We start from the raw sequence: 14,409 nt of genomic DNA on the forward strand, positions 1-14,409 counted from the left end.
ACTATGTTTTTGTTTTGTACACCAATGCTTTTAAGCTTTTATCGCTATCAATTTCAATAAAGCGATCAGTAGGTTCTAGGCGTTTAACAAACTCAATAGCACCTTGAGTATGCTCTTCAATAAGTGCTTTAAAATCGTTTTCTGTAAGCTCAGGGCTATTAGCGCATAACAATAGCTGTGTAGTATCGTTTAAAAGCTCAGGAAGTCTGCGCAGCACTTTTTGATAGTCTTTGGTTAAGATAAAACTGCCTTTTTGAAAACTGGGCGGATCAACAATAATCAAATCAAACGGTGCGGCTTTTTTTAGCTTACCAAACGACTTTAAAATATCGTGCGGTAAAAAACTGACCCCACGATCGACATTATTGAGTTGGTGGTTTTGCTTACCCACTTTTAACACACCTTTGCTCATATCCATGTTCATCACATGGTCTGCGCCGCCGTGCATAGCCGCAACCGAAAAGCCACAGGTATAAGAAAACAAATTAAGTACTTTGGCGTGCTTACTATTTTGCATGACAAACTCACGGCCTTTTCGCATATCAGGAAAAATACCGGTGTTTTGCTTACTCATTAAATCAACCAAAAAACGCACCCCATTTTCGGCTACGCTATGACGAACTGGCAGTTGACCGTGAACAAGGGTGTTATGGCTTTGCAGCCCAGCTCGCTGCTGATACACCAATGCAGTAATTAACTCTGGATGATGTTGTTGTGCCCATTGCCATAACGTATCGGTGAGTGCAGCGAGTGTTTCCTCGTCAATTTCACTGTATGACACCAAAAACAAACTTGGTGGGTAAAAGTCTAAGTTAATATGACTAAGCGCTTCCACACTGTGGCCACGCCCATGAAAAACGCGGCAAAGCTCATTATCGGAAAAAGGCGTGTCTGCCAAAGCATTTATAAGGGGAGTAAAATCGGTTGTCATTTAATTAATCAACTGTTGTTGTAGTTCATGTATTTCGTCGCGCACTGAGGCGGCTTTTTCAAATTCTAAATCACTGGCATACGCATGCATTTTGGTTTCTAACTGCTTAATTTGCGTTGCAATTTCTTTAGCACTGAGGATTTTTTTAGAGTCTTTACGAATAAGCTGTAGATTGTCTTGCGGTGAGGCATCTTCACCTACATCCATTACATCAAGTATCTTTTTAACCAAGGCACTGGGCTCAATACCGTGCTTAACATTATAAGCGTGTTGTATTTCTCGACGTCGGTCAGTTTCTTCAATGGCTTTGGCCATCGATTTAGTCACTCTGTCACCGTATAAAATAGCGCGACCGTCAAGGTGGCGCGCCGCACGGCCTATTGTTTGAATAAGTGAGCGTGCTGAACGTAAAAAGCCTTCTTTATCGGCATCTAAAATAGCCACTAGTGCAACTTCTGGCATATCTAAGCCTTCACGTAGTAAGTTAATGCCTACTAACACATCAAATACACCGGCACGTAAATCACGAATAATTTCTACCCGCTCTACCGTATCAATGTCAGAGTGTAAATAACGTACTTTTACATTATGCTCACTCAGGTAGTCGGTCAAATCCTCAGCCATACGTTTGGTAAGCGTGGTTACCAGCACTCGCTCTTTTGCTTCAACACATTTGTAAATTTCTGAGAGTAAATCATCAACCTGATCGCCTACCGGGCGCACTTCAATAACAGGGTCAAGTAAGCCGGTTGGACGAATAACCTGCTCTGCAACTTCGCCGTTGCTGCGCTCTAATTCAAAGTCGCCCGGGGTGGCCGATACATAAATGGTTTGTGGTGCAATGGCCTCAAACTCTTCAAAACGCAGTGGCCTGTTATCCATAGCTGAGGGCATTCTAAAACCATATTCAACGAGGTTTTCTTTACGGCTTCTATCACCTTTATACATGGCACCAATTTGCGAGACGGTTACGTGCGATTCATCAATAATCATTAATGCATCGTCGGGTAAATAGTCCAGTAATGTTGGCGGTGGATCGCCAGGTGTACGCCCCGATAAATAACGGCTGTAGTTTTCAATACCAGAGCAATAACCAAGCTCGGTCATCATTTCTATATCGTATTGGGTACGCTGAGCTATGCGTTGCTCTTCTACTAACTTATTTGCGCTGAGCAATTGTGCTCTGCGCTCTTTGAGTTCGGTTTTAATTTTTTCTATGGCTTCGAGAATTTTTTCTCGTGGCGTTACATAGTGAGTTTTAGGATAAATAGTGGCACGCACTATGTGTTTTTCTACCGCACCGGTTAATGGGTCAAAAATACTTAAGCGTTCAACTTCGTCATCAAACATTTCTACACGCACTGCATAGGTGTCTGATTCAGCTGGAAATATATCAACTACTTCACCACGAACGCGGTATGTACCGCGACTAAAATCAATATCGTTTCGCGTATATTGTAGCTCTGCAAGACGGCGCAGCATGTCACGTTGGTCGACCTTTTCACCCACTTTTAAAAGCAGCATCATTTTCATGTATGAGTCAGGATCGCCCAAACCATAAATTGCCGATACAGAGGCAACAATAATGGTATCGCGTCGCTCTAAAAGCGCTTTGGTGGCACTGAGTCGCATTTGCTCTATATGCTCATTAATAGATGCGTCTTTTTCGATAAAGGTGTCGCTGGCTACCACATAGGCTTCAGGTTGGTAGTAATCGTAGTAAGATACAAAGTATTCAACCGCATTGTGTGGAAAAAATTCTTTCATTTCGCCATACAACTGAGCCGCTAAGGTTTTATTATGCGCCATAATAATAGTTGGCCGGTTTAAATCACTAATAATGTTAGCCATAGTGAACGTTTTACCGGTTCCCGTTGCGCCTAATAAGGTTTGCTGGGCCAGTCCGGCCTCTAAGCCTTCACACAACTGAGCAATAGCGGTTGGCTGATCCCCTGCGGGTTTAAATTTTGATACTAACTGAAAATGATCGCTCAATGACTACACTCCTGTAATGCTTGACTGCTTAACGCTTCAATTTCTTTCATAAACCACTTGTAGGCTACAAGGGCTGTGAATAAATTACCAATGGCCGCGCCAATAAACAAGCCGATTAAGCCTGCGAGTTCGTTTCCGATATACGCAAAGGGAATATAAAAAACAAACAATCGAATAACGCTCAAAACTAAGGCGTTCATGGGTTTGTGTAAAGCGTTAAACGAGGAGTTTGATAAAATGGTCACTCCTTGCAAGCCATAACTTAAAGGAATGGTATAAATAAACAGCTTGATGACATCAACAACCGCTTGCTCTTTACCAAATATTTCACTAATGACGCCTGAAAAAATAATTAATACAATATAAATAACAAACTGCCACAACATTACAAACTTGAGCGTACCTAGATAGGCATCTTTTACGCGAGAAAAATGACTTGCCCCAAAATTTTGGCTAATAAAAGGTGGTAAGGTCATCGACAAAGCTAATACCACTAAACTCGCTATTGATTCTATTCGACTCCCTACCCCAAAAGCTGCCACAGCTTCGGGGCCATGATGAGCAACCAATGCGGTCATTACCGCCATAGCAACAGGGGTGAGCATGTTAGCCCCCGCTGCCGGCAAACCAATTTTTAAAATTTTACGAATTGCACCAACAATAGTTTGTTTGCCCGTTTTTAAACTAAGCAACTGCTTTTTAAAAATTAATATGTATAAAATAATCGCCACTGCAACTGCCCAAGCTATAACACTGGCAATAGCGGCCCCTTTAATACCTAATGCGGGAATAGGACCAAAGCCAAAAATAAGCATCGGATCGAGTACGGCATTAATAAGCCCAGCTCCGCCCATAATAATGCTTGGTGTTTTAGTATCACCACTCGCACGCAGTACTGAGTTTCCAATCATGGGGGTAATTAAAAACACACTACCCAAAAACCAAATACTAATATACTGATGAATTAACGGGAGTACTTGCTCCCCTGCCCCAAGCAAGGTAAATATAGGATCTATCAATAAATAGCCACAAGCAGATAAAACCAATACTAATATTACCGCTACCAACAACGACACACTGGCATCAAAACGCGCTTCTTCTATATTGTTACTGCCTAATGCTTTTGCAATAACCGCAGAAGTACCTATACCTAAACCAATTGCTAAACTGATTACAGTAAAAGTAACGGGAAATGTAAAACTCACCGCGGCAAGCGGCTCTGTACCCAATAAGCTAATAAAAAAAGTATCAACTATGTTGAACATCATTAAGGTTATCATCCCAAAAATCATTGGAACGGTCATTTTCTTTAGCGTAGGCAAGATTGGAGCGGTGAGTAAATCAGGGCGAGTATGTGATTGAGAATGTGCGCGCATAAAATAAATAAGCCTCTTTTACTGAACGGCATATTTTAAAGCATCCGAGCTGTTCAAGCCATGCTTTATTAAACCTAAACCATTTAATCCGCTTTTTATCAATAAACTATTATTTTCATGCTGTTGTAAATAAATTTCGCACAAACACATTAAAAACCAAATTAAATACATTTATATAACTTTTGCAACATTTAGCTTTTAGGTTTTGCTGATTTATTACACAGTTAGCGATAATGCTTTATCGTCACGAAAAATTTTATTTATCGTTTAGGTGGCTATCTAAGCTGAATCATAAGTCTTTGTTTTTAAAAACATAAAAAAAAAGCTTTTTAATACTTGAAATCGTTGTAGCGCCCTACAACGCTGGGGGTGCTGATGTTCTTAAAGTTTAATAAACAGAGTTATCCACAGAAACCGTGGATAACTCATTCAACCCCACGTTTATAAAGGGCTACAACGCGGTGCAAATTTAAAGGTGCTGTGATTTTTTTACGTTATCAATAAGCAAACAACGTTAAATGGAATTGTAACGTGTAGCCGCCGAGCAAAAATGGGTAATAGCACGGGTTTAGTTGGGTAAATGTAAATTACCCACGTAAGCCGCGCGGGTTATACTGGGTAAGCTAATTTAAATAAGTTGTTCAATAAGCAATCAATCCATTTAAAATAAAATTGAATTAAGAGCTTTAAACAGTTTTTAAATAGTGTTTAAACTTCAATCTCTGTGAAAGGTAATGTTGGAGCAGAACCAACAACACGTCCATTTTCAACATATACGGCTCCCTCTTGAACGCTATCGCCTAATACTACACTTTGACTGCTATCACTATACTCAACGAGTGTGGTACCGTTTGGGTTGACTGTGACTATGGTTGCTATTGTCCGGTGTGTTTTATCGAGTACTGAGCCTAGGCGATTTAGTGTATTAGACATTGCTGATCACCTTAATAGTTTGGCTTACCGTTATAGCGCCTTGCGCGTTAATAGAGGCGTTTATGGTTAGGCTGTCGCAGGTAGCTTTATATGTAGAGTTGCTATAGGTAACACCTACTAACATGCCTGGGCGAATGGGTGGCAAGTCAGCTTTTATTTTAGTGCGCATTGTCGCTTGCTGCTTATTACCACTGTTTGCTAATTCACACGTGCCGCGCTGCCTTGCTGCTTGGTTATCTGTTATGAGGCTGTCTACCACATCACTTGCAAACTTATCGCCTAGCGTACCTGCACGCTTTATTTTACAGGCTACGCCTTGCTGCTCGCCCCTTACAAATACTGCGTTATGCTCTTGGTTAATGGTTTGGCTTGTATTGTGCTCAAGTATGATTGAGTCGTTTAGTATTACATCACAAATAGCGTTGTCGGTGTCCCATGGCATTACAGGCCAAAGCGGCACAATAGATACCGTTTTGTTTGCGTTATCTATATCAAGCATTGCACCTACCGATTTAGCCACGCTTAATAATGCTGCCGCTGGGGTTAAATTTGTATAGCTAAATGCCCCTGTTGGTATTGCGTAATCAATCATTTGATTGTCGAGTGACCAACCTGTATTTATTAAAATATCAGACATGATCCCCGCAAGTGTTTTAGCCGTTGGGTTAGCGTAATTAGTAGCGCGGGCGTATGGCGCTGACAACAAGGCAAAACGACTACGGCAGGTTGCGCTATAACTTGCATTTGCAAAGCTATTACTGGTGCTTGGCTGCTCGCAAATTACATAAAAGTCGTAGCCATTTATTGAGATTTTAAGCTCTTGGCCCAGGGCACGATCAAAGTCGATACGCGAACAGAATTTAATGTTACATGTGGCGCTAAATTGACCGCGTGAAATAGAATAACTAACGCTGCTAATTAGTATTTTTAAGTCGTCTGATACACGCACACAATCGATAGTTGGCTGCATAATGTATGTATTCCTAATCTGGGGTTCAATGGGTATTTTTCTATCTATGGTTGGTACATCGTCATCACCACGAACTAAGCCACCGGGTAAGCCCCAGTAACACACTTTATCGGGGTTGTTAAAACGCATAACTAAGCGGCCATTGTACAATTGTGCAGGCTCTGAAAACTCTAAATTTACATAGCCCTTAAACGGGTGATTTCGCCAGTAACAAATGTATTGTTTATCTGTTTCACCATAATGTATTACCAGCTCACTTGACTCTAAAATAGGCTTTACATGCCAATGCTGATCACGTGATGTGGTTAAAAGCTCTGAGCTGTGCCAATGCGCTTTAAGCTCGGTTTGCTCAGCGTCTAATTGAGTTAACCAGTTAAAATCCTTTTCGTTATATTCAATTGCCATTGTAATAATGTAGGGCGTTTGAATAACGTTTATAACATAGCCTGCATTACCCCATTTAATCGCGGTATTTGCTGCCACTAGTGCAGTTTTGTGCCAATCAATAGTGCTTTGCTCATTTATGATTTCAGACTGTTTAAACGCTGTTACAAACTCATTTTTAACACTACCGGTTTGCCATTTAAGAGTTGTGGCACAATTGAATAGTTGTTCATTAAACCAGTTTGAATCTACTTCAATACCTATGTTTGCTTGCAGTATTGGTAATGTAGGATCAACTGGCCCCGTATCATCACCAAAACGAATGGTTATCGGTGACACGTTCACGGCATATGCTTTATTAAATCGCATTAATAAAGCATTACTTGGCGTGTCTGGTTGATAGCTAAGTTGAATTGGTGATTTATTAACTTTGTATGGGCTAATAAAACGTAAGTTCAACATTAGGGTATTGGCTCGTATGGTTGCGGGTTATTTGGATCAAATGTCACTAGATCAACTAGCATTGGTTTTACATTATCCAAAATAGCAGCGTTAAATTCTGCATTATCATCTAGCATTACACACATTAATGAATTTTCTTGTGAGTATTTAAGAGGTAATATTGCTTTAAAATTGTTATTTAATACTCTTGAATGACGTAATAGCTGGCCTGTTTCTCGGTGTAAAATTTGAAACCTTTCGCTTTTTGGGTCGCAATCAGCGAGTAAAAATGAAATTGGAATAGGCTTTAAATCAAGATAATTAACCGTTACATAGTGCATTACCATTGCTCCAAGTTTATCCAACAGCAACCTGTATAACTATTTGCTGAAGGAATTAAATAGTAAGAAACCCCATCTATATTTTTAACAACAGGCATTGACTCATCGTCATAACCGGCCGCGTCTGCTGAGAATAGGCCCGGTAAAACTGCTCTTGCATAAGGTGATTCTTTGTTTTGATAAATAGAAGAGTTAGCCAAACTGCCATCTCCCATTAATATATAGTGTGGGGAAAGTACACTTATATCTGCGGGGCCATTAATTAATTTCCTTACATAATTTTCATTACCAAATACGCTTTTTAACGATGCAGGGTGACTAACATCAGCTCCATCTAACTGGTTAACAAGCATTATGTTTGAAGATGTAGACTCACCAAAAGCATAAAAAAGTGATTGCGTCCAGTTAGATGTAAGTGTGTTTTTAGCTCCTGAGAACGCTGTAAAACTTGCAGGATCATTTGGGTATATAGAGTTAAAATCCCCCATAAAGAAAGAGCAACAAATATTGGTTGCTGTTCTATTTCTCGATGAGTTATACACATAATCATTGAAAGCAAAAAAGTAAAAGGAATTCCCTGTTCCAATGATGAACCATTTATTATTTAAGTATTGACCTGTGCTATATCTTGATATTGGAAAATAATAACTTTTACGCGATTGGCTATCTTTGCTTGCGTAGTCTTGGCAACCAAATACTTTTATATTAGTTCCTCCTACATCATCTAAAGCACTAAAAACAGCAACCCCACCACTACCGCCAAGTGAGATGTTATTTCTTAATGATAAAAACGGCGGGGATGCAATATCATCAACCACAGTCCAACCTAGCGATTCCTTAGAGCCATAACCATCTACTAAACACTTTTTAAGCACGTTCATGTACTCGCTTGGTTTGCCGTCCACTATTTGCGGCGCGCCTACATCATCCCAACGATACATTGTTACTGGTAAAGCCATAATTTAATCCTTATTTCCACGAAAACTTAAAGTTGAATTGTCACGCACTATTTCAGAGTGCCCGGGTGATACTGAGCGTGTAACCATTGTTGGTTTACTTGCTGCTATGGTTTCAAATAAAAACGCCTCACCAGGGTTTAGGCCCGCACCAAACGCAGCTTTGCGTAATATGAAATACGGTGCGCCTGCAAAGCTATTGATAGGTGTGCAGTCGTTTAGAATGTCACCGCTGTAAATGTTGCCTACAAACTCACCAATAACGTTGTAAGCGGTCGTTGAGGTAAACACGATTGCCCAGCGCTGGGCTATTACACCGATGTTTGTCACTTCAATTGGGTATTGAGTGGTGTTAATTGCGCTTGAAGCCGATGCGCCAAAATCAGCAAAGTTATTTTGCCATGCAGCTAGTGTTCGCTCGTCTTTTGTTTGGGCTTGAAAGTCACCTAAAACTTGTACGCTGCTGAGTGTTGCACCAGCTGGATAAGCGCGGCTAAGTGGTGTTAACAGGCTTATTTGATTGCCTTGTATTGCGTCAATCAATGCAAGCTCTGACTGAATGGCCGTTACTATGTACGGGGCTGTAAAAGCGCTAATGCCTGCATTTATTGTTAGCTCGCCTGTGGCACTATCGTAGCTGTAGTTATCATCGGTTACAGACCAAAGGCTTGCACCTGTGCTATCTACAATGTCGATAAAGTCAGCATCGGCTAATACGTTTAATACTTGGCCGCTCGTTAGTGTTGCTGCGCTTGACCGTGAACGGTTTTGCACACTCACCGGTGTAAATTCGTGGAAAATACGCACATTACCGTTATTTGGTAGCGTTGAGGTATCAAAGCCGCCTGGTGGTGAGGGTACGGTGGTTACTTCCACTTGGTTGTAGTCGTAAGTAATAGATGCTGGCTTTACCCCTTGGCTAAACTCAATATCAACATAGCCCGTTTCGCTTACTGTGCCGGTGCAATTAGTGCCGGTAATATTGCCGCTTAAATCGCTTGAGGCTGAGAACGTAGTGCCGGTTGCACTCTCGTAAGTGATATAAAGCGAGTCACGCGCAAAGCTGCTGTCGGGTAGCTGCCACTGTTTAACGCTGATTGTACGATCGCCTTTTTCTATAATAGCGCCTAGGTTTTCGGTAATGGTACCGCTGTAATCTACAGGGTCAATTTCAGTAATAACGCCTGTGTCATAGTCAATGGTCGCAAAAACGTATCCGGCTGAAATAAAGCGCCCTTGGCCGTCATCTGTGTATATGGTTTCTTCTGTGGCTTTTTTAAGGCGTACATGGCCTTTTAACACTCGCTCACCCGCGCCTAGCGTAATGGTTTGGCTATTCGTAAATGAGTGAAAACGTAAATCCTGAGTAGACATATAAAAAAGCGTAAAATACTGGTCTTTTGTGACAGCTGGGTTAAGCGTGGCTGATATTGAATTACCCACACGGGTTAACTCTTCTTGGGTAAGCTTTTTAGTTAATGTTGCAAGCCTAGTACCACCCATTGAACCCTGCCCGATATAGGCTTCATACTGATATTCAGCATAAAAATTAGGGCTTCGAATGAGTAAATCGGGCACCTCAATATTCACTTCTGATATTTTGCCATAGCTTAAAAGTCGCTTTGTTCTGTAAATGGCTAACTCTTCGGCTTGAGGGCGCAGGCCAATTTTAGAGCTAACAGTTTTAATACTTGGCGTTAACGAGCGACTAACCGACTCAACGGTAAGTGATTGGCCTTGCGCAGCAACTTGGGCGGTTAATAAGCTCGTGCCGTGGTATTTGGTTGTTTCTGCTGAAAGTAAAGGCAGCATTTCGGCTACGGTGTCAGTGTCTTTTAGCTCTTGTGCTTCTACTAGCAGTACGTTTACAAGTGCATCGTCTGGTTGGTCACTTAAGAATATATGCGCATCTTGCAGGCGGCTTGCATCGTCTGTGCTAAGCGCTGGGTACAGCTTTACTAAATCAAACGATGAACGCGCATGATCAATATCACTAATTGAGCTAAACACATCGTTAAGTTTACCGCTCACAATTGCATTGCTTGTGCGGTGGCCGCCAGCGTATAGCTCGTTACCAATGCGCTGTGGTTTAAATATTTTTAAATCGGTTCTAAGCATTATTTGGCCTTTAAACGGTTTTTAAACGTAGGTTTACGTTTTGGTAATGGGTTGGTGCTGCGTCTGAAAAGTAAGTATGTGGCGTGGCTTCTACTGCTTTTTGGGTGTGGTCCCAAACAACATTAAATACCGTGCCGCGTATAGTTATTTCAAAGGCATCAAGCGTGGTTTTTGCATGCTCAAGTAATGGATTAACTACGCTTGCCTGTTCAAAATCGCTGTATAAATTAATTGGGCGGCCTAGTGGTATAAGGGTTTTTTCTATGTGCTGCGCGCCATTTAATGCGCGCTCGGCCTGCTCGGCAACGGGTATGTAGTCGATTTCATCAAGCCATGTAAAATTATCTAATTGCTGTGCGTTAATAATAATCATTGGGTGTTACTCAACTGTTCTAGGCGTTGTAAAAACTGCTCTTCAAAATCGGCTAAAATACTGGCTGTTTGCCCACCTGGTAAAGCAAGCTCTAAGCGTACTGTTTTAGCGTTACTCGTACTTGGTTGCTGCTTTTTAAGTAGCGCAACAAGCTGGTTAATAGCGTTAGTAAGGCTGTTTAACTGAGTGTTAGAGGGGCTGTAACTAGGCGCGTTATTGCTCGCTGGCGAATAGCTTGGAGTGCTGCTGTACGTTGGTGGTACATATTGCTGCACCGCTTTTTGAGCTGTTTGTTGCGCTTTTAGCGCGTTTCGCTGTGCGTTAATGGCCGCATTTAATGTGCTTTTTTGCTCACGTGTTAAATACGTAAGCTGCTTATTAATTTTATTGTATAAATCGCTAAGGGCGGCGCTGGTGCTGGCGTTATCGATTTGGCTGCTAAATTTACCAAACTGGCTATTAGAAAAACCCTCATTAGCACGTTTCGCTTTTTCGTCACGTATGGCCTTGGTGTCTAGGTCGTATGCGCCTGTGCCATTTTTTTCTTGGTAGTCAACAACATCGCTTACACTGGCTCGCTGTGCTGAGTTATAACGCCCTACACTAGTAGCGGCTGTGCTTGCTGAACGTGATACACGGTCTAACTCGTCGCGCTGCTCACGTAGGCTTTTAGTTGCAAACTCGTTGGCTTTTACTTGGTCGTTAGTGGCTTGCGTAGCTGCGCGGGTAGATGCTGTAGCCGCATCTTGAGCGCCTTTAAAATCGCCCAATAAGTTATTTACAACGGCTAATACATCGCCCAAACGCTCTTTTTGATAGTTGTATTCTTGGGCTGTTAACGTACCTGCTGAGTAACGATCGTTTAAGCGGGCTAATTCATCCGTTAGCCGGCTGTGCTCTGCTTGTAATTGTCCTAGGCTTGCCAGTTCTAACTGCTGAACACGGTTTAAGTCGGTGGTTTGGTCGGTTAAGCGTTGCTGCTGAATAGTAAGCGCGGCTTGGGCTTGGGCTTTTTGTTCTGCGGTGGCCGTGCTGCTTGCCATTACTTGCTGATTAGTAATGATTGCCGCACGGGTTTGATCAAGCTCCCGGGCAAAGCGATTAACCGCGTCGCTGTTTGTGTCAGTAACAGGCTTAAGGGCATTAGCTTTTTCAATGAGCTTATCTAGCTCTTTAGTTAGGCCCAATGCAGCTCCTGCGGCTTGAATGCTCGCGGGTATGGTTTGGTCGGTTGCATCTGCGGCAGCTATAGCAGCCTCTGCCCATTTTAAATATGCCTGGCGTTGTATGCCTAACGGCTGCTCGGATTGCTGCATTAACTCGTAAGCAGCGCGCAGCTTATTAGCTGTATCGTCTAGGGCTTTGGTTGATGTTAAACCAAGCTCTTTGTAGGCTTTTTCAACATCGCCAGCAAATACCTTTTGACGCTCAAGCATTGCGCCGTGCTCTTCAAATTTAATTTGTAGGGCATCTAAAATAGCCAACTGGCCTTGGTACTGCTCACCCGCGCCTTGTATTGCCACACGGGCAGATTCAATACTTTGAATAAAGCCATCAACCCCAACGGTTACACCGTCCATGGCTGTTGCTTGTTGCTCTAATGACGCAATGGTTTTAAGGGCTTCGGGTAGCGATAAGCTTAAAAACGCCTGGCGTTGCTTTTCAGCTTCCAGGGTTTTAGCGGTGGCCTCGGCTAGCTTTTGTTGCTGGTACTCAACATTTATATACTGCTGTTTTGCCTCATCCCAAATAAGTGTGCCGGCTTCTATTAGCGCGTCTAACTCGGTCATGTTGGTAATAACTAAACCGGTAGAATTAGATAAATACTTTAGCTCATCAGCAAGTAACTGGGCTTGTTGGGCTGATTGCTGCTTAGATTTGCGCAGCGCTTCTTCTGCTACTAGTAAGTCTTTGTATAGTAAACCTACGTCTATTAACTCGGTAATTAACCAGGTGTATAAGCCGGCTTTGCCCACGGCTTTTAAGGCCATACCCCACTTACCCGCTGCAATGCCTGCGGCATTAGTGGCTACGGTGGTAGCGCCTATGGCTGCTTGATAGGTTCTTAGCGATGCAATGGCCGTAGTAGCGCCGCTGATCACACTACTAAAATAGGTGCCTACTTTAAGGGCTAACCACACTTTGGCTACGGTGGCTATTTCTTCGCGGTATTCGTACATGGTAGTAACGGTGTTTTGTATTGCTTTACCCGTGCTTACAATGGCGTCACTAATTTGCTGCGCCCATTCTTTTAAACGGCCATCTTTCGCCATGGCTGCAAATTCGGTATTAAGAGCGGTTATTTGCCCTTTTAACCACTCCATAGCGCCACTTTGCGCTATAAGGTTATAAAACTGGGCCATGTTGTCTTTAGCGTTAGATACTTGCCCGCTAAATAACGCCATTTGCGCAGCTGCTGAACCAACGCTACTACGCCCCATTTCATCAATTAAGCCTTTAATTACATCGCGGCCTAACTTACCTGCTGTAGATAATTGCTGTAATTCTTGTACGTTTTTGCCTGTTGATTTTTGCAGTAAATCCCATACTGGGATACCACGTTCAACCAGCTGTAGTATTTCCTCGCCTTGTAATTTTTGTTTTGCCCAGGCTTGGCCCAATGCAAGGCTTACGCCTTGTACCTCTTGAAACCCACCGCCTAGCTTTAGTGCTTGGTCGGTAATAGACTGCAAGGTGCCATCCATTGGATCAAGGCCAAACGCTTTAAGTTTTACAAACGCCTGGCTTACTTCGTCCATTTGTAACGGGGTTTTTAACGTAAAGTCTTTTACCCATGCAGTGGCTTTATCACCTGCGGCAATGCTGCCCATAAGCCCCTGCATTTGTACGCCTAGCTTTTCAAACTTATCACCGGTGCTAAATACTTGGCTTACTGCTTGGGCTACTCGATCAAGGCCAACATACGCGGCGGCCAATGCGGTAACTTTGCCTATTACACCGTCTAGGCTTTGTGCTTGGGCACGTTGCGCTGTAGTGCCTTGGCGTAGCTCATTGCTAAACTTATCGACTGAGCGGCCTGTTTTATCAAACTGAGCTGCTAAATCGCGCTTTGCGGCACGTAAGTTATTGGTGTTTACGTCTGACTTTTTAAGGGCATTTTGTAGTGCGGTGTGCTTACTTGTTTGCTGGGTAAGCTCGGTGCGCATTTGTGTTAGGTCTTTTTCTGCGGCGTCGAGTGAGCGCGCAAGTTGCACAAATGGCTTATCGGTGTTTTTGGCTTCGGTTTGTAATTGTTCTAATGCGCGTGCAGCTGCTGCGGTGGCAATTTCTTGTTGTTCTAATTTTTGCTTTGACTGCTCAAACGCACGTATTAGATCAGCTTGGTTAGCTAATCCGTCTAATTCGTTGGCAAGTTTACCCGCTGTTTGGCTGGTTTGTTTTGCACTTGTATCGGTTTGGTTTAACGACTCACTGAGCTTATCAGCGGCAGGATTAGCAGCATCGGCGCTTTGCTCAATATTTTTAAGCTCTGTTACCAGTTGCTCAATATTTTGCTTGCCTGTGGCCTCAGCAACTATGCGTAGGGCTAATTCTAAGGTTTTATCTGCCATGGTGTTAACTCAGTTTAAA

Annotated in this window: 10 protein-coding genes; all 10 read right to left on the bottom strand. The window is 42.6% G+C overall.

Annotated features, from left to right (window positions below):
* Position 1: 1 nt before the first annotated feature.
* Positions 2 to 931 (bottom strand): class I SAM-dependent methyltransferase, encoded by a 930-nt coding sequence (locus AC0VZ5_RS09680; protein ID WP_109874453.1) that lies wholly within the window; start codon positions 929 to 931, stop codon positions 2 to 4.
* The gene (uvrB, locus tag AC0VZ5_RS09685; RefSeq protein ID WP_075169026.1) at positions 932 to 2,926 is read right to left on the bottom strand and encodes an excinuclease ABC subunit UvrB; all 1,995 of its coding nucleotides are present in this window, start codon (positions 2,924 to 2,926) and stop codon (positions 932 to 934) included.
* Entirely contained in the window at positions 2,923 to 4,302 is a 1,380-nt protein-coding gene (locus AC0VZ5_RS09690; RefSeq protein WP_475472595.1) for an MATE family efflux transporter, read from the bottom strand. Before AC0VZ5_RS09690 ends, uvrB begins: the two co-directional genes overlap by 4 nt.
* Before the next feature lie 708 nt (positions 4,303 to 5,010).
* The gene (locus tag AC0VZ5_RS09695) at positions 5,011 to 5,235 is read right to left on the bottom strand and encodes a hypothetical protein (RefSeq protein WP_427565207.1); all 225 of its coding nucleotides are present in this window, start codon (positions 5,233 to 5,235) and stop codon (positions 5,011 to 5,013) included.
* The gene (locus AC0VZ5_RS09700) at positions 5,228 to 7,051 is read right to left on the bottom strand and encodes a hypothetical protein (protein ID WP_475472597.1); all 1,824 of its coding nucleotides are present in this window, start codon (positions 7,049 to 7,051) and stop codon (positions 5,228 to 5,230) included. Before AC0VZ5_RS09700 ends, AC0VZ5_RS09695 begins: the two co-directional genes overlap by 8 nt.
* Positions 7,051 to 7,371, bottom strand: a complete 321-nt coding sequence (locus AC0VZ5_RS09705; protein ID WP_475472599.1) for a hypothetical protein — start codon at positions 7,369 to 7,371, stop codon at positions 7,051 to 7,053. Before AC0VZ5_RS09705 ends, AC0VZ5_RS09700 begins: the two co-directional genes overlap by 1 nt.
* Positions 7,371 to 8,330 carry a hypothetical protein gene (locus tag AC0VZ5_RS09710; RefSeq protein ID WP_475472601.1) on the bottom strand — a complete coding sequence of 320 codons (960 nt, stop codon included), beginning with the start codon at positions 8,328 to 8,330 and terminating at the stop codon, positions 7,371 to 7,373. The genes AC0VZ5_RS09705 and AC0VZ5_RS09710 overlap by 1 nt, the downstream gene beginning before the upstream one ends.
* Positions 8,331 to 8,333: 3 nt before the next feature.
* Positions 8,334 to 10,445 (bottom strand): hypothetical protein, encoded by a 2,112-nt coding sequence (locus AC0VZ5_RS09715; protein WP_475472602.1) that lies wholly within the window; start codon positions 10,443 to 10,445, stop codon positions 8,334 to 8,336.
* 10 nt (positions 10,446 to 10,455) lie between these two features.
* Positions 10,456 to 10,818 carry a hypothetical protein gene (locus tag AC0VZ5_RS09720; protein WP_198523379.1) on the bottom strand — a complete coding sequence of 121 codons (363 nt, stop codon included), beginning with the start codon at positions 10,816 to 10,818 and terminating at the stop codon, positions 10,456 to 10,458.
* Positions 10,815 to 14,390, bottom strand: coding sequence for a tape measure protein (locus AC0VZ5_RS09725; RefSeq protein ID WP_475472604.1), 3,576 nt, complete (start codon positions 14,388 to 14,390; stop codon positions 10,815 to 10,817). Before AC0VZ5_RS09725 ends, AC0VZ5_RS09720 begins: the two co-directional genes overlap by 4 nt.
* Between the last annotated feature and the right edge of the window lie 19 nt (positions 14,391 to 14,409).

This window comes from Pseudoalteromonas sp. QJM3NY_12 (assembly GCF_056173165.1).